General features: G+C 55.9%; 15 protein-coding genes. 2 read left to right on the top strand and 13 right to left on the bottom strand.

Translation table 11 applies throughout. The annotated features are described in order from the left end of the window. Positions 1–4 precede the first annotated feature (4 nt). The 13 genes from H6G52_RS05695 to H6G52_RS05635 all read right to left on the bottom strand — a co-directional run bounded on the left by H6G52_RS05695 (position 5) and on the right by H6G52_RS05635 (position 17727). A complete protein-coding gene (locus H6G52_RS05695; protein WP_190527007.1) occupies positions 5–1057 on the bottom strand; it encodes a dihydroorotate dehydrogenase-like protein in 1053 nt (350 codons plus the stop codon). Positions 1058–1195: 138 nt separating this feature from the next. Next, positions 1196–4813, bottom strand: coding sequence for a pyruvate:ferredoxin (flavodoxin) oxidoreductase (gene nifJ / locus H6G52_RS05690; protein ID WP_199312205.1), 3618 nt, complete (start codon positions 4811–4813; stop codon positions 1196–1198). Between the two features lie 48 nt (positions 4814–4861). After that, positions 4862–5446 (bottom strand): hydrogenase maturation protease, encoded by a 585-nt coding sequence (locus H6G52_RS05685; RefSeq protein WP_190527003.1) that lies wholly within the window; start codon positions 5444–5446, stop codon positions 4862–4864. A gap of 148 nt (positions 5447–5594) precedes the next feature. Next, positions 5595–7034, bottom strand: coding sequence for a Ni/Fe hydrogenase subunit alpha (locus H6G52_RS05680; protein ID WP_190527001.1), 1440 nt, complete (start codon positions 7032–7034; stop codon positions 5595–5597). A gap of 97 nt (positions 7035–7131) precedes the next feature. Next, the gene (locus H6G52_RS05675) at positions 7132–7494 is read right to left on the bottom strand and encodes a hypothetical protein (RefSeq protein WP_199312191.1); all 363 of its coding nucleotides are present in this window, start codon (positions 7492–7494) and stop codon (positions 7132–7134) included. A gap of 15 nt (positions 7495–7509) precedes the next feature. Continuing rightward, a complete protein-coding gene (locus tag H6G52_RS05670; protein ID WP_190526999.1) occupies positions 7510–8103 on the bottom strand; it encodes an oxidoreductase in 594 nt (197 codons plus the stop codon). Then, the gene (gene hoxU, locus H6G52_RS05665) at positions 8091–8807 is read right to left on the bottom strand and encodes a bidirectional hydrogenase complex protein HoxU (protein WP_190355508.1); all 717 of its coding nucleotides are present in this window, start codon (positions 8805–8807) and stop codon (positions 8091–8093) included. The genes H6G52_RS05670 and hoxU overlap by 13 nt, the downstream gene beginning before the upstream one ends. Before the next feature lie 149 nt (positions 8808–8956). Beyond that, on the bottom strand, positions 8957–10588 hold the full coding sequence (locus H6G52_RS05660; protein ID WP_099535038.1) for a NuoF family protein: 1632 nt from the start codon (positions 10586–10588) through the stop codon (positions 8957–8959). Between the two features lie 167 nt (positions 10589–10755). Further along, on the bottom strand, positions 10756–11313 hold the full coding sequence (hoxE, locus tag H6G52_RS05655; RefSeq protein WP_099535037.1) for a bidirectional hydrogenase complex protein HoxE: 558 nt from the start codon (positions 11311–11313) through the stop codon (positions 10756–10758). Positions 11314–11755: 442 nt separating this feature from the next. After that, a complete protein-coding gene (locus H6G52_RS05650) occupies positions 11756–11917 on the bottom strand; it encodes a hypothetical protein (protein WP_190526997.1) in 162 nt (53 codons plus the stop codon). Positions 11918–12692: 775 nt separating this feature from the next. Continuing rightward, on the bottom strand, positions 12693–12902 hold the full coding sequence (locus H6G52_RS05645; protein ID WP_099535036.1) for a hypothetical protein: 210 nt from the start codon (positions 12900–12902) through the stop codon (positions 12693–12695). A 78-nt stretch (positions 12903–12980) separates the two neighbouring features. After that, positions 12981–16073, bottom strand: coding sequence for an efflux RND transporter permease subunit (locus tag H6G52_RS05640; protein WP_190526996.1), 3093 nt, complete (start codon positions 16071–16073; stop codon positions 12981–12983). A gap of 178 nt (positions 16074–16251) precedes the next feature. Continuing rightward, positions 16252–17727: an efflux RND transporter periplasmic adaptor subunit gene (locus H6G52_RS05635; protein WP_190355503.1), complete on the bottom strand. Its 1476-nt coding sequence runs from the start codon at positions 17725–17727 to the stop codon at positions 16252–16254. Between the two features lie 154 nt (positions 17728–17881). Between H6G52_RS05635 and H6G52_RS05630 the strand changes: the two genes are divergently transcribed. Both H6G52_RS05630 and H6G52_RS05625 read left to right on the top strand, forming a co-directional pair. Then, the gene (locus H6G52_RS05630) at positions 17882–19240 is read left to right on the top strand and encodes a DUF389 domain-containing protein (RefSeq protein ID WP_242026223.1); all 1359 of its coding nucleotides are present in this window, start codon (positions 17882–17884) and stop codon (positions 19238–19240) included. A gap of 196 nt (positions 19241–19436) precedes the next feature. After that, the gene (locus H6G52_RS05625; protein WP_190526994.1) at positions 19437–20087 is read left to right on the top strand and encodes a Mo-dependent nitrogenase C-terminal domain-containing protein; all 651 of its coding nucleotides are present in this window, start codon (positions 19437–19439) and stop codon (positions 20085–20087) included. Positions 20088–20234 lie beyond the last annotated feature (147 nt).

The following is a 20234-nucleotide window of genomic DNA, read 5'->3' as shown; positions in this document are numbered from 1 at the left end:
AATCTCAGGAAGGCAAGAAGCCGCTGTGAATGGGTGGATCGAGAATCAACCCGTGGCCCGCATCCACCCGGAAAGATTGCAGCGTCTTCAGGTATTGGGCCCGTTCGTAGGCGCTGGGGTCAGGGCAATGGACTTGGCTCATCACTCCTCGCAATTCCTCAACGGAGTTATATTCCTGAGCCTCTAGCCAGGCCACCAGTTCTCGCTCCAGAACGCGCAAATGCTCCAGTCCATGGCGCAACAGCACGGAACAAACCTGGGTAATTTTGGCCCCAGCCATCAGCAATTTCACCACATCGGCCCCATGTTGCACCCCACCTGTGGCTGCCAGATCCGTCTCTAACCGGCCATAGAGCAGTGCAATCCAGCGCAGGGGCAGCCGCAAATCATTGGCGGAGCTGAGATAGGGCACGGGACGCACCTCCAGCTCGATCGGGTCGATATCGGGCTGCATAAATCGATTGAACAGCACCAAGGCATCGGCTCCGGCTTCGTCAAAGCGCTGGGCCATGTTGGCCAGGCTGCTGAAGTAGGGGCTGATTTTGACCGCAACCGGAATGCCCACTTCGGCTTTGACGGCCCGCAGGGTGGTGAGGAACGATTGCTCAATATCCAGGCCGGAAATGTTCGGGTCGCTGGGGACAAAGTAAAGGTTTAGTTCGATCGCGTCGGCCCCGGCTTCCTGGATCGATCGGGCGTATTCCACCCAACCACCGGGGGAATAGCCATTGAGGCTGGCAATGATCGGAATGCTGAGGGCGGCTTTGGCGGTGCGAATGTGGTCGAGATAATGCTCGGGGCCAAGGCGGAAGGCTTCCGGCTCAGGAAAGTAGGTGAGGGCTTCGGGATAGCTGTCGCGCCCATGGCTGAGATGGTGGTGCAGCTCAAAGCTGTCTTGCACCAGTTGTTCTTCAAACAGGGAGGGCAAGACGATCGCCCCCGCTCCGGCATCTTCTAAGCGACGCAGGTGATCGAGGGAACTGGTGAGCGGAGCAGCGGCCGAAGGTACTAGGGGCGATCGAAGGGTGAGACCCAGATAGGTGGTGTGCAGATCCATAGATTAGGGCGCTAGATTAGGGCGCTAGGTGGGGAGGCTAGGGGCGAAGAGAACTGGGACGGGGTGAGCCGATCGGGCGATCAGCCCATCCAAGGCTTCATTCAGGGGATTTCAGTCAGGGGATTTCAGGAACGGAGCCTAGGACACCGGCTTGGGTTCCGAGGAAGACGCAGCTTCCCCTGGCGGCGTTGGGCTGGGGCGATCGGCTGCTGGGGGCTGCCCGATCGACTGGGCCGCCAGGTATTGATAGAACCGCCAGCGGTGGTTAATGTCCGCCTGCGCCTGTTGGGCCAACTGTTGCGCGGCGGCCGGGTTGGTTTTGCTCAACATCTTGAAGCGGGTTTCCATATCCATGGCCGCCGCCACAGGCATCTTCGGCGCAGGGGAATCCAAATGCAGCGGATTTTTGCCCTGGGCCACCAGATCCGGGTTATAGCGATAGAGGAACCAACGACCGCTATCCACCGCAGCTTTCTGGTGAGTCGTTCCCTTGCTCATGTCAATGCCGTGGGCGATGCAGTGGCTATAGGCCAAAATCAGCGAGGGGCCGTCGTAGGCCTCTGCCTCCAGAAAAGCCCGCAGGGTATGTTCGTCACGGGCCCCCATGGCCACGCTGGCCACGTAGATGTTGCCGTAGGTCATGGCGATCGCCCCGAGATCTTTCTTGGCGGCGGGTTTACCACCAGCGGCAAACTTAGCCACCGCGCCTCGGGGCGTTGATTTTGAAGCTTGCCCCCCCGTGTTGGAATAGACCTCCGTATCCAAAACCAACACATTGACGTTTTGGCCGCTGGCCAGGACATGATCCAAACCACCAAAGCCAATGTCATAGGCCCAACCGTCGCCCCCCACAATCCAGACGGATTTCTTGACGAGGTAGTCTGCCACGGCCAGCAACCGCCGAGCATCGGGGTGATTGATCTCGGGGAGGCGCATTTTCAGGCTGGCCACCCGATCGCGCTGTTCCCAAATTTCCGCTTCGGTGCGCTGTTCCGCCTGCAACAGGTCTTGAACCGTGCTGTCACCCAGCTCCCCAGCCAACCGCTTCAGCAGCTCGCTGGCAAAGGTGGCTTGCTGATTCACGGACAGGCGGAACCCAAGGCCAAATTCCGCGTTGTCCTCAAACAGGCTGTTCGCCCAGGCGGGGCCGCGGCCATCGGCATTTTTAGTCCAAGGGGTGGTGGGCAGGTTGCCGCCATAGATCGAGGAGCAACCGGTGGCGTTGGCAATCAATGCCCGATCGCCAAACAATTGGGACACCAACTTCAGGTAGGGCGTTTCGCCGCAACCGGCACAGGCTCCTGAGAATTCAAAGAGCGGCTCTTGCCATTGCTGTTGACGCAGCCGATCGGGATGTAATTTGGCGCGATCGGGATTTGGCAGCCCCAAGAAAAAGTCCCAATTCGTCCGCTCCGCGTCGCGTACCTCGTTGGGGTTCACCCAATTCAGCGCCTTGCGCGAGGGGCGCTTGCGATCCTTCGCGGGGCAAATTTCCACACAAAGACCGCAGCCGGTGCAGTCTTCCGGAGCCACTTGGATGGTGAATTTTTCGCCCTTGAAGTCCGGGTCGCGCGTGTCGGCCACCCGGAACCCGGCCGGCGCATCTCCCAAAGCGGCCGGATCGTAGGATTTGCCGCGAATGGTGGCATGGGGACAAATGGCGATGCACTTACCACACTGCACGCAAACCTCTGGATCCCATTCAGGCAGTTGCTGGGCAATGTTGCGTTTTTCCCATTGGGACGTGCCCGTGGGATAAGTGCCATCGCAGGGCAAGGCGCTCACCGGCAGTCGATCGCCCTCCCGCGCCATCATCGCCGCCTGCACATTGCGCACAAAATCCGGCGCGCGATCGGACACCATGGGCAACCGGTGCAAGGTGGATTGGGCCGATCGAATCGGCACCTCTTGCAAATTCGACAGGGTGTTATCCACCGCCCGCAGGTTCATATTCACCACGGCGCTACCTTTTTTGCCGTAGGTTTTTTGAATCGCCGCTCGAATTTGATTGAGGGCTTCTTCCTGGGGCAACACCCCCGTCAAGGTGAAGAAACAAACCTGCATTGGAATATTAATGTGACCGCCCGTGCCACTCTCACGAGCCACTTTATAGGCATCAATCGCCCAAAGTTTCAGTTGCTTCCGAATGATGATTTCTTGGGCTTCTAGCGGCAAATGATCCCAAATTTCCTCCGCCGGATAGGCCGCGTTGATCAGCACCGTTGCGCCATCAAGGGCCTTGTCCAAAATTTCGTAGCGTTCCAGGAACATCCACTGGTGACAGCCAATGAAATTCGCACCTTCAATTAGGTAAGGGGCCCGAATGGGGTCAGCCCCAAAGCGCAGGTGGGAAACGGTCATCGCCCCTGATTTTTTGGAGTCATAGACGAAATAGCCTTGGGCATATTGATCGGTGCTGTCGCCAATAATTTCGATCGTGTTTTTGTTGGCTCCCACGGTTCCATCGGCCCCCAAGCCATAGAAAATGGCCGCAAAGGTGCGATCGCCCGGCAAAGCAAAGTTGGGGTCAAAGTCCAGAGAGGTGAAGCTCACATCATCCACAATTCCCACCGTGAATCCATTCTTGGGTTCCGGCGATTGCAGATTTTCAAACACCGCCTTCACCATGGCCGGTGTGAATTCCTTGGAAGACAATCCATAGCGCCCGCCGATCATGGTTTTGACCGCCTGGTGTTGCGCCGATTGTTGAACCGTTGCCACCACATCCAAATAAAGCGGTTCGCCCAATGCACCGGGTTCTTTGGTGCGATCGAGCACGGCAATGCGTTTGGTGCTGGTGGGCAATACGGTGAGGAAATCCGCCGCGCTCCAAGGACGATATAAACGAACTTTCAAGACTCCCAATTTCTGTCCCTGTTGATTCAGGGCTTGCACCGTTTCTTCAACGGTTTCGCAACCGGAACCCATCAGAATCGCCACGGATTCCGCTTCCGGATCACCCACGTATTCAAAGGGCTGATAAACCCGTCCCGTCAGGTTGCCAAATTCCGCCATTACGGATTTCACAATTTCCGAGCAGGCAAGATAAAACGGGTTGACGGTTTCCCGACCTTGGAAATAAACATCGGGATTTTGGGCCGTGCCACGTATCACCGGGCGATCGGGAGTGAGGGCGCGATTGCGGTGCTCCAAAATCGCCGCTTCGGGGATCATTGCTCGCAAATGATCTTCATCCACGGGAACAATTTTTTGAATTTCGTGGGAAGTCCGAAAGCCATCAAAAAAGTGCAGAAATGGCACTCGAGATTTCAAGGCCGCAATGTGGGAAATTGCAGCAAAATCATGGGCTTCTTGCACCGAAGCCGAACACAATAGCGCCCAACCCGTACCCCGCGTGGCCATCACATCGCTGTGATCCCCAAAAATGGACAACCCTTGGGCCGCGAGCGATCGGGCAGCCACATGCAAGGTCGCACCGGTCAATTCCCCAGCAATTTTGTACATGTTGGGAATCATCAACAGCAACCCTTGGGAAGCCGTGAATGTTGTGGCCAGGGATCCCGCCTGGAGCGCCCCATGCAGCGTGCCCGCCGCTCCGGCTTCGCTCTGCATTTCCACCACACTTGGCACAGATCCCCAAAGATTGGGTTTGTTTTGGGCTGCCCAAGCATCAGACCATTCCCCCATGGGCGAAGCGGGCGTAATGGGGTAAATAACAATTAGTTCACTGAGACTGTAGGCAATTTTGGCAACAGCTTCGTTACCGTCGAGGGTCATGGTTTGGTGGCGTTTCATGGTCATCACTCCAGCAAAAAACACAAAGAAGAACAGCGGGCAATTGATTTAGATTTGGACGGGTAATTTCAGCGATTCACTAGGCAGATGAAGCGAGGGAAAATGAGTCGTCATGCCTTGTACCTCGTCAATCAGGGTTTGAATGACAACCAGCGCCCGTTGCATTCCTTGAATGGCAATTTCAGAAAATTCGCAGCCCAACTCAAAGGACACCGCAGGCACTGCAATTAACCAAGCCGGGGGCACATGGCCATAGAGCCATTTCGTCATGTGCAGCAGACTTTCAGGTTGATAGAAATGGCCCAAAAGACTTGGAGTTTCTAGATTTTCAGCGGTGACCGTTGCGGAAGCTGGGGTGGGTGGGCGAATTCCCAAATCTAGCGATCGCAGTTGGGTTTTGGGAGCAGACATTTTCAGGGCATTGCAGTCTAAGGCATCAACAAAAATTACCAAGCCAGCTCCCGCGATCGAATCGGCTAACTCCGGGGTTAATTGATGACAAATGAGGGTTTGAAGTTGTGAATTTTGCCATTGGGAAATGGCTTGGACGACCGCTGGCCCCACACCGTCATCACTGCGGAGAGTATTGCCATAACCAATCACCAAGATCGGGGATGGAAGATGGGTAACCATAGGGCGATCGCACCTCAAAAACTAACGAAATTCTGGTCAATGCCACTGAACTGTTTCAACTGAGTCATTGGGTCATTGAGTTCAAGGGGTTGCTCACCCATCGATCGGTGGTTAATTCAGTCAAAACTCAATTTTTCACCTGCAATTCCTAGGAAGACCGCTCCAGAGTCTGAATCAGTACCCGATCGGCATTGAACACATCTAGTTTCAGCGGCATTTGCCCCACCGCGTGGGTTGAACAACTCAAGCAAGGATCAAAGGCTCGAATTCCCGCTTCAACCCGATTCAAAATTCCCTCTGGAATCGATCCATCGCTACTGACTTCAACATAATGTTGAGCAATTTGTTTGATGGTACGATTCATCGCCAAGTTATTTTGACCCGTGGCAATGATCAGATTCACCGATTGGATTAAGCCGTTTTCATCCACTTGGTAATGGTGAAACAACGTGCCCCGAGGTGCTTCGCTCACACCAACGCCATTCAGTTCATTAATGCCGGCTTCCGCCCGCACCCGAGGCGACTGCACATCAGGATCATTCACTAACTGTTCGATCGCCTCAACACAGGCCAAAATTTCAATCAATCGAGCGTAGTGATAGAAAAACGAAGAAGTGGCCACTCGCCCACCGGCCCGCTGTCTAAATCGCTCCAGGGCCCGATCGGCTTCTGGCGTGCCAATGAAGTCGCAAATATTCAACCGAGCCAGGGGCCCCACGCGATACACACCATCGGGATAGCCCAAGGGTTTGTAGTAGGGAAACTTCAGATAAGACCAGGGTTCAACGGCTTCGCCAATGAAGGATTGATAGTCATCTTCCGAAAGGTGATCGGCGACAATTTGCCCTTCACTGTCAATGATGCGCAGATGACCGCCGTAATGCTCCCAGCGTCCATCGTCACCCACCAAACTCATAAAGAGCGATGGAAATTTACCAAACACATCGACTTCCACCGGATGGGCATCAAGCCACGATTCAAATAGTTCGATCGCGCTTAAAATTGTGGCTCGTGATTCCGGCAATCGGTCTTGAATCCAAGCTTTTCCTTCATCGGACAAGGGATAGCGAACCCCGCCAGGAACCGGCCAAGCCGCATGGATTTTGCGCGCTCCCAGCAGCTCAATCACCGTTTGGCCAAACTGCCGCAACCGAATCCCCGCCCGCGCCAAGTCCGGATTCGCCGCCATTAATCCAAAAACATTGCGTTGGCCTGGGTCACTGTCCCAACCCAACAGAAAATCTGGACTGCTGAGATGGAAAAAGCTGAGGGCATGGGATTGCAAAATTTGCCCCAGGTTCATCATCCGCCGCAACTTTTCACCCGCGATCGGGACACGCACGGCCAAAATTTTGTCGCCGGTTTTTGCAGAGGCCAACAAGTGGCTCACGGGGCAAATGCCACAGATGCGGGAGGTAATTCCCGCCATTTCCCACATGGGTCGTCCTTCGCAGAATTTTTCAAATCCGCGAAATTCAACCACATGAAAGTGGGCATCTTCAACCTTTCCCGCATCATCCAAAAACAGGGAGATTTTGGCATGACCTTCAATGCGGGTGACCGGATCAATAACCAGTTTGGAACTCATAATGCTCGCATAATTTCAGAGGATTACCGCAGTCCAATTTGCCCATTTTCAATGGCTAATTTCTGCTAATGTCAGCCCTACTTCACTGGGGTTACGCTTATGTTAAGCCAGGGAAGCTGGTGACAAACTGAATTTTGAGGTCAGGAAATGCCGTCACAAATTTGATTTTGAAGTCGGGGAAAGCATTGACAAATTGCCACTCACCACACCGATCGGGAAATGCGTTGACGATTTGCACTTTCAAATCGGGGAATGCTTCAACAACCTGCACCGTAAAATCAGGAAAGGATTCAACAATTTGCACCTTGCCAAATAGGGGGTGCTCTTTGTATTGACAGGTGCTGGGGGAATTGGCCCTAACTCCTAAGCTCCAAAGGGATAAGATCAGCCCGATCGCCCCGATCAAGAGTCCCCTCGAAAGCCAAATTCGCCATGGTTGCCGCCGTCGACCGCCTGCCATTGCTGCCCCCTGTTTCTAACCGAATTTCAGATTGGCTGCTTGGGCTTCGCCGGTAAAAAGTGACTCCAGGGCGCTTTGAATTTGGGCAGCCGAGGGCGGACAACCAGGCAAAAACACATCCACAGGAACCACTTGATGGACGGGCAAGGCCTGTTTAATCAAGGGCGGCACAATGCCCGGCTCTCGAGGATATTGCGGTGATAAATCCGCCAATTCCAGATAGCAACGATCGAGAATTTCTTCAACGGTGGCGCTCGGATTGCGCATGGCGGTTACATTGCCATTCACCGCACAATCGCCAAAGGAAATTAACAGCTTGCTGCGCGATCGCACCTTTTGGATAAATTCCAAATTTTCCTCATTGGCAACGGCTCCTTCTGCCAGGCAAATATCCACCTGATCGGGAAAAATCTTGGCATCGCTGCCCACGGGGCTAAACACCACCTCCGCGTATTTCGCCAGCTCAAACAGCCACTCATCTAAGTCCAAAAAGGACATGTGACAACCGGAACAGCCCCCTAACCAAACGGTTGCAAAGCGCAATTTGGGGCGATCGGCTCCTTCCGTGGCCACCGCAGCCCCTTGAGCGGGATTGGTTAGCGTGTCCATTGGTGTTCCTCCCTGGCGGATTGCAAAAATTGCAGGCGATCGCGATCGCGCGTCATTTCCGCAACCGTTGATCCTTTCTTAAACAAAGCACCCGTGGGGCAAGCATCCACGCATTTACCGCAGGATGTGCAAGCCTCCACATCACCCCAGGGCTGATCCAAACCGGCAATTAATTTGACCCGTTCGCCCCGGAACGCAATATCCCAAACCCTGGCTCCTTCAATTTCGTCGCACACTCGAATGCAGCGGGTGCAGTAGATACAACGGTTGCGATCGAGTCCGAATTTTTCATGGGAAACATCCACATCTCGCTTGGGAAATTGGTAGGCAAAATGGCTATGATCCATCCCCACCGTGGTGGCCATATCCTGCAATTCACAGTGATTATTGGCCACGCAAACGGAACAAACATGGTTGCCTTCTGCAAAGAGCAATTCCACCAAGGTTCGGCGGTAGGACTGCAACGTGGGCGTGTTGGTTTGCACCGCCATGCCCTCGGCCACTTGGGTCACACAGGCGGGCAATAGTTTGTTAATTCCCGCCACTTCCACCACACAAAGACGACAGCCTCCCACATCCGAAACCCCTTCCAAATGGCACAGGGTGGGAATGGCAATGCCAGCCGATCGCGCCGCCTGCAAAATACTGGCTTTTGCTTCAGCGGCGACCGCCACCCCATCAATTGTCAGCGTTACGACAGCCATACGTTAAATCCCTTCAGTCCCATGAAATTGCTTGCTTCGATCAGCCCAAGAAGATCAGCAAAAGATCAGTAATTAGGTTCAATCATTAGGTTCAATCATTAGGTTCAACCACTGGGTTTAATGATTAGGTTCAACCTGATGCATCTCCCTCAAGAAACCGTCGCCGGAATTCGCCAGCGATCGGGCTGCAACAGGGCTTGATATTCCTCCGGGAAATAGCGCAACGTGCTCACGATCGGATTCGGAGCCGACATGCCCAACCCGCAAAGGCTGGTGTGGCGCACCACCTGACAAAGGCTTTCCATTTGCGCCAGATCAAAGGCCGTGCCCCGACCTTCCACCAGCTTGGTCAGCAAATCATGGAGTTGAACCGTGCCCGTCCGGCAAGGCACACAGCGCCCACAAGACTCACTGCGGCAAAATTCCATATAGAACCGCGCCACCTCCACCATGCTGGTTTTGTCATCCATCACCACCATGCCGCCGGATCCCATCATTGACCCCAATGCCGCCAAGGACTCGTAATCCACAGGCGTGTCCAGATAGCTGCTGGGGATGCAGCCGCCCGAGGGGCCGCCCGTTTGGACTGCTTTCACCTGCCCTTCGGAAACACCGCCGCCCATTTCTTCCACGATCGTTCGCAAGCTAATACCCATCGGCACTTCAATGAGGCCGGTGTTGCAAACCTTGCCGGTCAAGGAAAAGATCTTGGTGCCCTTGCTGGTTTCCGTGCCAATGCCCGCAAACCAATCCGCGCCCTTGCGAATGATCGGGGCAATGTTGGCGAAGGTTTCCACGTTGTTGATCAGGGTGGGCGCTTGCCAGAGGCCCGAAATGGCCGGATAGGGCGGCCGGGGGCGGGGAGTGCCGCGCTTGCCTTCCACGGAAGCAATCAGGGCCGTTTCTTCGCCACAAACAAAGGCCCCAGCCCCCACCCGAATATCCACCTTGAAATCAAAACCCGAGCCAAAAATTTGGCTCCCTAAAAATCCCTTTTGCTTGGCCTGTTGAATGGCCTTTTGCAGGCGATGAATCGCTAGGGGATATTCCGCTCGCACATAGATAAACCCTTGGTCAGCTCCCACGGCATAGCCCGCGATCGCCATGCCTTCTAGGATCCGGTGGGGATCGCTCTCCAGAACGCTGCGATCCATGAATGCGCCTGGATCCCCTTCATCTCCATTACAGATCACATACTTCTGGCCGGGAGGCATTTTGGCCACCGTGGCCCACTTCAACCCTGTGGGATAGCCCGCACCGCCTCGGCCCCGCAGGCCCGATTTCGAGATTTCTTGAACCACCGCTTCTGGGGTGAGTTCAAACAGGGCATGGTGGAGGGCTTGGTAAGCACCAAGGGCGATCGATTCTTCAATGCGCTCCGGGTCAACTTTGCCGCTGTGGTTCCGCACAATCAGCAACTGCTTCGCAAAAAATGGGTGTTGCGAATTGCCCTGTAGGGCATCGGTTTGGCCCCCTTGAATGGTGTCAATAATTGAGGGGGCCTGTTCCGGGGTCACCTTTTCGTAATGGGTGGTTGTTACCTGGGGATCGGTGGAGTCCAATTCCACCATCGGCCCCTGGCCACAAAACCCCATGCAACCCACGCCAACCACTTCCACGCGATCGGCTAGTTGGCAATCCTGAACCCGTTTTTCAAGGGCTTTTTTAACTTCGAGCGATCGAGCCGCTTGGCAGCCCGTGGAAGTGCAGCAATGTACACGAATGGGCTTTTTCGCCTGGGCACATTGTTCCGCGAGATCGAGCAGTTCATGACCATCCATGGATTCGGACTCCTCAGGCAGCTTGGTCAGCAGATTGGGGAAAACGGGGCGACAAACGGGACGGCAAATTAACGGATAATGCACGTCATTTCGAGTAGGTCATTCAGGGCGAATCATGGGCAGGCTGCGGGCAGGCCACAGGTAACCACGATTCGCAACCCAACGATTCATGCATCACCACGCCACTGATCAATGCGGGCGATCGCCTGTTCTGTGGTCACCTGCGCCGCCACTTGCCCGTCAAACACCACCGCTGGCGCAATGCCGCAGGCTCCAATGCAACGGGCCGTCACCAACGAAACTTTGCCGTCGCTGGTGGTGGCTCCCGACTGAATACCGGTGTGTTTTTCCAAAGCATTCAGCACATCGCCGCTCCCCTTGACATAGCAAGCGGTTCCCAAACAAACCACGCAGGTATGTTCACCGCTGGGCTTGAGGGAAAAGAGGTGATAAAACGTGGCGACACCCAACACATGGCTCGCAGGTAATTGGAGCGATCGAGCCACATGCAGTAGCGTTTTTTCCTCTAAATAACCAAAGATTTCTTGGGCCCGGTGCAGAACTTCAATCAAAGCATCCTGGCGATATTGTTGGCGTTTCATCACCAAATCCAACGCCTTAAATCGCTTATCAACCGCCGAGGAATCAGTTGCCTTTGCAGTTTTAGAACCCTTCGATCCAGAAGCCTTTGATCCAGCCGACCCAGCCGATCCAGATTGACTCATTGGGGCATTCGCAGAGACAGCACCAGAGGGTTGACTGACCGGCTGATCTTGATCAGGCTTAGTTGCAATAGCCATAGTTCCACTCACTTTCATGACTCTCAACCAATGTTGTGCCGTTGTGCCAAGGCAGCACAAAGCAACCCCTTACAGCGCTGCCATGGCAACAACCTTGCAGCGATCAAGCGGGTGATTGGTTATCTCAAATGTTCAAAAATGTTCAGAAAACTGGATCAGGCGAGCTTCCTTTGGCAAAGACTGAACCTCAGAAGCATTGAGCTGATGCGGGTAGATTCAGGACAGCCAATTCAAAGGAATTAATTCAGGGCAGCCAATTCAAAACAGCCAACTTCATTGGGCGCGGTTGAATTTGATTAGGCTAGCTTGATGCGGCTAATGGGTTGGTTAAGGCGAAGGAAAGCAATTAAGTCGTGAGCTGGTAGCGCTAGATCCGGTGCAGAAGCCACGGAAGGGTTAGCCAAAAGCACCAATCCTTCGGGGAATTCATGCCAAAAGAGAAGGGAAAATCATGACCCGATCGCCATTCCGTGATTTCCATCCCCGATCGCCCGTGGGGGTCGAGCATGGGTGGCCACAGCGGGGGCAAGATCGAATCACAAATCTAGCCTAGCGTCAGTTCCCAGATGAATTGAGGGAGCGATCGGTTTTCTTAAGGAATGCCGAGCAAAATAGTGCGATTTTTGTAAAATTTGTAAATACTTGCTTGGGCGGTAGAAATCTAAACAAATTCTCTTGGGTTGTTTAGCGGCCGAATTTTCCCAAATTAGCAAAAATTTCCGATGAAAAGTGTCGATTGATGCATTTTTGAAGAAGCCATTAAAACAACAAAAAGCGATCAAAAATTACTTAATTTCTTGCATCGATCGATTCTTAACCGGTTCCTTCCCATTTTTACCGTGGCTTTGTGGGGCAATCAGCATACCCTCCGGCTAATTATCGGCCAATTACCGGCTAATTGAGAAATCATCCATGAAACTGAGCAACCAGCCGATTAGGCTCGATCGAGATCTGAAGTTTAACCCAAGTTTAAATCACGGTTTCTTAACCTATCTTGATGAAATATCTGAACAGAATTCGCCAGGAAATTCGCTAACAAGTCGCATCATTCCCATCAAGGCGAATGGAAACCTCACCCAACTAAAGCATTCTCGTTTAATAGAGCTTCTAATCTCAGTTCAGCCGCCTCATGCAGTCACCCCATTGGGTCGATCGATTTAGCTACAGGATTGGGCTATTGGTGAAATTGCTTTGGAAATTTGATAGGAAGTTTGATAGGAAATCTAATAACAAGAGGCGGGCATGGACAACCCACTTGCCACACCCGCCATCCACAGGTCACTGAAAATCGCGTAGCTAAAGACTTAACCCGAGTGGCTGCAAACATCCGCTAGGAGAAAACCCATCTCACACTCATAGCAAGCGGGTTGGTTGTCGGCGGCAGGCCGCACCGCATGGGCACAGGAGAGATGACCATTCTGCCAACGCGGGTTACCCGTGCGATCGGCCCACAGGCAACCTTGGCAAACATCTTTAGGGGTCAACAAGCCACTGTTCAGGAGCATGACCAACATCAAGACACCCCCAGGCTTAGGTTCGCCGGTTCTGCTCTGATTGTATGCCGTTCTTAGGGGGCGTTCCTGTGGCGGAGATCACGACTCCAGAACTTTGCGAATGGTCGATCGACGGCGGCGACGCGGCTCAATCCCCACCAGTTGCTTGAACCAATGCTGGATATTGTCCACATAGGTAAACAACACAGGCACCACCAGCAGCGTCAGCAGGGTTGAGGTGGTGAATCCACCAATCACGGCGACGGCCATGGGGCTGCGCTCTTCGGCTCCGGCTCCCAAACCCAAGGCCAGAGGAAACAGCCCCACCACCGTTGACACGGAGGTCATCAAAATGGGGCGCAGGCGGGCCACACCGGATTCAATCACGGCTTTCGATTGGGGGAGTCCGTGGCGTTCCGCTTCGAGGGCAAAGTCCACCAGCAGGATCGCGTTTTTGGTGACCAGCCCCATTAGCAACACAATCCCAATCAGGGCAAAGAGACCCAGTTCCTTTTGCATCACCAACAGGCCCAGGAAAGTGCCTCCCGTGGCCAACGGCAGGGCCGCCAAAATCCCGATCGGGTAAAGGAAGCTGTTATAGAGCAGCACCAACACCCCGTAGATCGAGAGCACGCCCAACCCCAACGCGGACAAAAACCGGCTGAAAATATCGCGCATGATTTTGGCATCGCCGGCCGGTTCTTCTTCAATGCCGGGGGGCAAGGGGTTCATGGCCGGCAGGGAACGAATCTGTTCCAAGGCCGTGCCCAGGGAGATGCCTTGCAGATTGGCATCTAGGGTGACCTGGCGCGATCGGTTGTAGCGATTAATTTGGGCGGGCCCGCTGATGAGCTGAATATCCGCCACGCTGGTGAGGGGAATCATGGCTCCGTTGCGACCGGGAACCCGCAAATTTTCGAGGGTTTCGATGTTGCTGCGGAATTGAGGGGCAATTTTTACCCAGATCGGGATTTGCCGATCGCTCAGGTTGAACTTAGCCAAGCTCGATTCGTTATCCCCGATCGTGGCCAGGGTGGCGGTGCGGGAAATGGCCTGAACCGAAACGCCCAAGTCCGTTGCCCGTTGCACATCGGGAATGATGGCCACTTCTGGCTTCACCAGGCTGGCGCTGGAGGTGACTTCCACCAAACCGGACAGGCCGCGCATTTGTCGCTCCAAGTCAGCGGCGGTTTTGGTCAGCAATTCCGGGTTTTCGCTCTTGAGCACAATCCGCAGATCTTTGCTGGTGCCGCCTCGGCTTTGCAAGCTTTGGAAGGTGACCCGGGCCCCGGCGATCGACTTGAACTGTTCCCGCATCTGTTGCTCAAACTGCCGCTGGGTAATGCTGCGTTGGTCTTCGGGTTTCAGGTTCACATACCCCGTGGCCAGGTTGTTTTGGCGAGCGGCAAACAACACCCGATCGACCGCTGGATTTGCTTTCAGCAGGCCGTAGGTACGGCTCATGACTTCCACGGTTTCTTCGAGGGGCGTGCCCGGCGGCAGTTCAATTTCCACGGTGCTGAGGCCCGTGTCACCGCTGCTAAACAAACCTTTGGGAATGAAGGGCACTAACTGCAAGCTGGCAATGAAAAAGGCGATCGCGATCATCAAGGTGGCGACCCGATGCCGCAGGGCCCAAACCAGCACCCGGCGATAGGGGCCCGGTTGGGTTTCGGTCGATTGCGCCTCTGCCACCAGCTCCAGGTTGGCCTTGGGTTTCAGCAAGTAGGCGCTCATCATGGGCGTGACGGTACAGGCAACGGTGGTGGAAAAGACCGTGGACACGGCCACCGTGACCCCAAAGGGCTGGAAAAATTGCCCCGGAATGCCGCCCATGAAGGCCACCGGCAAGAACACGCCGATCAGGGTTCCGGCGGTGGCCAGCAGGGAAAAGCCCAATTCTGACGACGCATCCAAGGCCGCCTGTCGGGGCGATTTGCCCATGTTCAAGTGCCGATCGACATCCTCCACCACGCACACCGCGTCATCGATCAAGTTCCCGATCGCCAGGGCCAAGGCCAGCAGGGTCATGCTGTTGAGCGTGTAGCCCAGCATTTGCATCACCGCAAAGGTTGGGATGATCGACAACGGCAGGGCCGCCCCCGCAATCAGCGTGTAGCGAACATTGCGTAGAAAGATTCCCACCACGATCGTGGTGAGGATGCAGGAAGAAATTAGCTCCTCAACGGTCGATCGATAGGTCATCCGAATCGGATCCGCGTCGCTAAAAATCAAATCAAATTTGAGATTGGGCAAGCGCTTTTGCAGTTCCGCCACCGCTTTGGTGACGCTTTCTTCCACGGTCACCAGGGTGCTGCCGGTGCTGCGGAGCACGGAAAAGGCCACAGCCGGCTCCCCGTTCAAAAAGGCCGCTTCCTTGGGTTCCGTGAAACTGTCGCTGACACGGCCCAGGCTCGCGAGGGGAATCGTGCCGCCATTGGGCAGGGTAACTCGGTAGTTTTGCAGTTGGCTGAGGGTGCGGGCGCTGCCCAAGGTACGAATCGTTTGCTGGCTGCCGCCCACATCCACCTGGCCGCCGGGGAAGTTGGCATTGAGCGAGCGCACCTGGTCATTCACCTGGGTGGCCGTAATCCCATAGGCCGACAGTCGCCCCGGATCCAAATCAATCCGAATTGCCCGACTCACGCCCCCCAATCGCTCCACCTGGGCCACACCGGACACGGACAGCAATTCCCGGGCAATGGTGCGATCGACCAAATCGCTCAATTCTTCAACAGATTTTCCCTCACCCGACAAGGCGTAGGTCATGATCGCCCCGCCGCTGAATTCCACCCGATCGACCAACGGCTCATCCACCGAAGCGGGCAGGCTCGATCGAATCTGGGAGATGGCATTGCGCACATCATTGGTGGCCTGGTTGGCATCGGTTCCCAGCACAAAGTTGACCAGCGTGAACGATCGCCCATCGGTCACCGTGGAGGTCATCTGGTCAATGTTGCCCAAGGCGGCGATCGCGTCCTCCACCTTTTTGGTCACCTCGGTTTCCAGCTCCACGGGCCCCGCGCCGGGTTGAATCACCGTGACGGATACCGCCGGTACATCGATATTTGGGCTTTGGTCGATGCCCAAATTCAAAAAGGAGGCAACCCCCAAGATGGCCGCCACCAAGCAGGCCAAAATCGTGGGGATCGGTTTCCGAATCGAACCAGCGGACAGGTTGAAGTTACTCATCGGTCAAAAATCCGTTCGTCCGAAGTGACGGCATTAGGCATCTGGAAATATCGATACAACGGGCATTTGATCGACAGGTACCTTGATCAATGGGCACTTTGGTCAACAGGTACTTGATCAACAGGTACTTGATCAACAGGCGTTTGAGCCATTAATCGGCGGGCATTAATCGGGGCATTTAATTGGGCATCACACGCACCCGATCGCCATCTTTCAGGTAGGGCCCACCCTTGACCACTACTCCTTGGCCCGCTTGCAAGCCGCTGCGCACTTCCACCCGCCCATCGGGGAGCACCTTGCCCACTTCAACGCGCTGGGCACTGACCGTGTTGTCGGGGTTCAAGCGATAGGCGATCGCCGTGCCATCCGGCTGTGGCAACACCGCTTTGGCCGGAATCGCCAAGCCGCGACCCATAGAAACCCCCACGGCGGCCCGCAAAAACATCCCCGTGCGCAGTCCCGGCGAGGGTTGCAGCTCCACCTTGACCGTGGCCAGGCGGGATTGGGGGTCGATCGTGGGGTCAATTTCGCGCACCCGACCGTTAATCACCTGCCGGGTGGCATCCACGATCGCCTGCACCGGTTGCCCCGGCTGAATACCCCGGAGTTGGGTTTCGGGAACTTTCAAATGCAGTTCCAGCTTGCCCACCGCTGCAATTTGGAAGAGCGGCGTATTGGCCGTCACATTGCCCACGGTGGTTTCCCGCTTCACAATCACCCCCGGCGCGGGAGCCAAGACTCGCGAATTTTTGAGTTGCTCCATAATTTGGCGCACCCGGCCACGCGCCTGCAAAAAGCGGGCTTCTGCTTGGGTAATGTCTTCTCGGCGGTTACCGGTGGCTAACTGGCGGTAACGCTGCTGGGTTTCCGCAAAGCGGGCTTGGGCCTGTTCGAGGGCCGCCTCGTCGCCCCGGGCCCGGGTAATCACTTCATCCAGGCGATCGCGCGAGATTGCCCCCTCATTAGCCAAGGACTGGTTGCGATCGACTCGCAATTTTGAAAGGGCCAGGTCAGCTCTGGCGCGATCGACCCCCGCCGCAGCCTGGCGGGCCGCCTCGCGGGCCTGGGCAATTTCCTCCGGCCGGAACCCACTGCGCAACTTTGCCAGGGCCGCTTCCTCTTCCAAGGCCTGGGCGCGGGCTTGACCCAACTGGGTGCGCAACAAGGAATCATCCACGATGGCCAGGGTTTGCCCCTGCTGCACCACTTGCCCCTCATCGGCCAAAATTTGCAGCACCTTTAGCCCAGTACCCGGCGGTTGCACGGGCACTAGCTCGCGGGCCTCGATCGTGCCGCTGGCTTCGATCGTCCGGCTCACTTGGGCCAATTCTGCGGTGGCAATGGTCACCGGCTGTTCGCTGCCGGTCGCCGGGGGCGCGGGGGCCGTCGCGGGCTGTTGGGCCACGGCGGGTTGCGCTTGGGGATTGCGGCCTCCCAGGGCAAAGCTCACCCCCAAACTGACCAACACCCCCGCCCCCAGTCCCACCAACAACCCCCGGGGGCCGCTCAGCCAAGCAGTTCCCGGGAGCCACAGGTCATCTCCAGGGTCAAGGGCTTCGTCATCCAGATCAAGGATCTCGTCATCGATCGGGGTCGGTGGCATGGGTGCGGGTGAAGCGTCCGTTGTGGTGCGATCGGGCAAGTCGAGGGCCATGGTTTAACCCCAGGCGGGTGGCAAGTGAGAGGCAATTGGCGGCGATGGCGTTAGGCGGTCTGTTCGCCCAACGTCACAGGGGCAATTCCAGCGGGTCAATTCCACAGGGTAAGGAATTCAGACCTGAATCGTGATCCCTGGAAGCTAAAGAAACATGAAATTTTTTTGCATCCTCTTTAAAGATTACCCCAACCATGCCCTGAGCTTGGGATCGATTGGCAGTTCCGATGACAGTTCCGATCGCCCCTCCATGCCCCCAATCGCTGCCAATCAACAGCCGACGCGGATTGGGCATCCAAATCCTCTCCATCCCCCCCGATCGCACCGCACCGATCGCGCCGTCAACCTCCTGCGGGCGCGATCGATAATGGAGCCTGCCCAATCCCACAGCAGTCCAGCAATCAGGAGCCAGTTCATGGCACAAAAGCAGCACAAGTCGGGGTGGATCAGGCAAGGGGGGTGGCGGGCTAGCCGGTCTGACCTTTGGCAATGGGGCAAGGCCGCCCGTCAGCGGCTGATTCAGTGGCAGCGCTTGTCACCGGAGCGATCGGCCCAGCTCAATCACATGCTCTGGGAAGATGCGCGGATCGATCGCCCCTATCTCACCCAAGTCCTCGCGGCCTGTCTGATTGCCTCCTTTGGACTGCTGGCCAACAGCGTCGCCGTCATCATTGGGGCCATGATCATCGCTCCCCTGATGTTGCCCATTCGGGCGATCGCCTGGAGCGTTGTGGCGGGCGATTGGTCTCTGTTTCGGCGGGGTTTTGGGTCGCTCAGTTGTGGTGTGTTTCTGGCGATCGGGCTGTCTGCCTTGGTTGGCTGGTTGGCGGGCATTCCCGCCTTTGGCAGTGAAGTGCTGGCCCGGGGAAATCCCAACCTGTTGGATTTAGGCGTGGCCCTCGTGGCCGGAGCGGTCAGCGCCTATGCCATGGTGCAGCCCAAGGTTTCGGGAACCGTGGCAGGAACCGCGATCGCCGTGGCCCTGATGCCGCCCGCCTGTACCGTTGGTCTCGCCATTTCCCAGGGCTATGGTCTGTTGGCCCAAGGGGCCGCCCTACTGCTGTTGACAAACCTCTGTGGCATTGCCTTGGCGGCGGCGCTAACCTTCTGGATTCTGGGGGAACTGCCCCTGAAAACCGGCCGCCACGGTATGACCGCGATCGTCGGCATGACCCTACTGTTAGCCGTGCCGTTGACCTACAGCTTTTCCGAACTGGTGCGCCAGGCCCGGCTAGAAGCCAGCTTGCGCCAAGCCCTGCTCGATCGAACCCTCACTTTCCGGCGCGTAAAGCTCATTGACAGCAGCGTTAACTGGCTGGCCAGCCCACCAGAAGTTCGCCTCACCGTTCAATCGGCCGAGAGCATTTCGCCCTTTCAAGCCCAATTGCTCGAAGAATTTCTTGAAAAAGCCATGGGTCAACCGTTCCGGCTCGTATTCCTGGTCAGTAAAGTTTCGGAAATTCACTCAGATTCGCGCACTGAGCCGGAGCCACCCCCGCCAGCCGCCCAATAGTTTCAACCGATCAGCCCAATTCCTTGGCCAAATTCACCAGCCAGATTCAGTTGTTAAAACAGTTGTGATCCGTTGTTCAAAGATCAGTTGTTAAGAGAAGTGGGTACTGCGGGCCAGGGCGCGATCGCCCCTCTTAGGATATTGATCAAGACACAAAGGGATTGAGACACAAAGTTGCGATTAGGTGTCAGTTTTTATGACTCTTGTGGCAGAACCATCCGATCGCGTTCGTACCCTGCTGTGGTTGCGAGGCCTGACCACCGTTGCTTGGGCCGATGGTCACCTTGATGAAGAAGAACGGGAAATCATCACCTCCCTCACCCACGAAACCCTCGACCCCGAAGCCATCCTCGAACCCCTCACCCCCGAAGAACTGGCCGCCGAACTCGGAGACGACCCCCACCACGCGGACAACTTCCTGCGCACCGCCGTGATGGTGGCGATCGCTGACGGCATTTACTCCGACTCTGAAGATCAGCTCATTCGGCAGTTCAGCACCGCCCTTGGCCGCAAAATTCCTGCCTTTGAAGCCCTACAACAAACCCTCAATTGCGCCGAGCCGATTCAGACCCACCCCGACCCACACCGGGGCGATGTGCTCAACCCCGTGCGCCATTGGCTCGATGGTTTGGAAATTCACAATCCCAAAGTTGCGCACTTTCTCTGTAAAATGATCCCCGCCCAATGCCCCTTCGAGCGGGATGTGGTCGTTTTTGGGCGCAAGCTGGCCCACATTCCCCCCATGTGCAAGCTCAACCCACTCTACGACCAGCTCATGGGGTTGCGATTCCGTGCTCTCTCCTACTTGGCAGACGACTGTGGTGAAGACATCACCCCCTACTGCTAGGTGGGTTCTGGGGGCGATCGGGGATCTCCGCCCAACCCAAAGCCACCGCTAGCTCGATCGCGAGCCTTCATCCCCCGGATCATCTGCGATCCCCGGCTAGGGTTGCTGGACCTCCCCAATGCTGCTTTCCCGTCATTTCGCGCCACT

The organism is Limnothrix sp. FACHB-881, assembly GCF_014698135.1.
Lineage (GTDB): Bacteria > Cyanobacteriota > Cyanobacteriia > CACIAM-69d > CACIAM-69d > CACIAM-69d.
This window is presented reverse-complemented; position numbering and strand designations above follow the sequence as displayed.

Bases quoted from the DNA above. Each gene is read 5' to 3' on its own strand.
- H6G52_RS05695 (WP_190527007.1), bottom strand. From the start codon at position 1,057: ATGGATCTGCACACCACCTATCTGGGTCTCACCCTTCGATCGCCCCTA.
- nifJ (WP_199312205.1), bottom strand. From the start codon at position 4,813: ATGAAACGCCACCAAACCATGACCCTCGACGGTAACGAAGCTGTTGCC.
- H6G52_RS05685 (WP_190527003.1), bottom strand. From the start codon at position 5,446: ATGGTTACCCATCTTCCATCCCCGATCTTGGTGATTGGTTATGGCAAT.
- H6G52_RS05680 (WP_190527001.1), bottom strand. From the start codon at position 7,034: ATGAGTTCCAAACTGGTTATTGATCCGGTCACCCGCATTGAAGGTCAT.
- H6G52_RS05675 (WP_199312191.1), bottom strand. From the start codon at position 7,494: ATGGCAGGCGGTCGACGGCGGCAACCATGGCGAATTTGGCTTTCGAGG.
- H6G52_RS05670 (WP_190526999.1), bottom strand. From the start codon at position 8,103: ATGGACACGCTAACCAATCCCGCTCAAGGGGCTGCGGTGGCCACGGAA.
- hoxU (WP_190355508.1), bottom strand. From the start codon at position 8,807: ATGGCTGTCGTAACGCTGACAATTGATGGGGTGGCGGTCGCCGCTGAA.
- H6G52_RS05660 (WP_099535038.1), bottom strand. From the start codon at position 10,588: ATGGATGGTCATGAACTGCTCGATCTCGCGGAACAATGTGCCCAGGCG.
- hoxE (WP_099535037.1), bottom strand. From the start codon at position 11,313: ATGAGTCAATCTGGATCGGCTGGGTCGGCTGGATCAAAGGCTTCTGGA.
- H6G52_RS05645 (WP_099535036.1), bottom strand. From the start codon at position 12,902: ATGTTGGTCATGCTCCTGAACAGTGGCTTGTTGACCCCTAAAGATGTT.
- H6G52_RS05640 (WP_190526996.1), bottom strand. From the start codon at position 16,073: ATGAGTAACTTCAACCTGTCCGCTGGTTCGATTCGGAAACCGATCCCC.
- H6G52_RS05635 (WP_190355503.1), bottom strand. From the start codon at position 17,727: ATGGCCCTCGACTTGCCCGATCGCACCACAACGGACGCTTCACCCGCA.
- H6G52_RS05630 (WP_242026223.1), top strand. From the start codon at position 17,882: ATGAAATTTTTTTGCATCCTCTTTAAAGATTACCCCAACCATGCCCTG.
- H6G52_RS05625 (WP_190526994.1), top strand. From the start codon at position 19,437: ATGACTCTTGTGGCAGAACCATCCGATCGCGTTCGTACCCTGCTGTGG.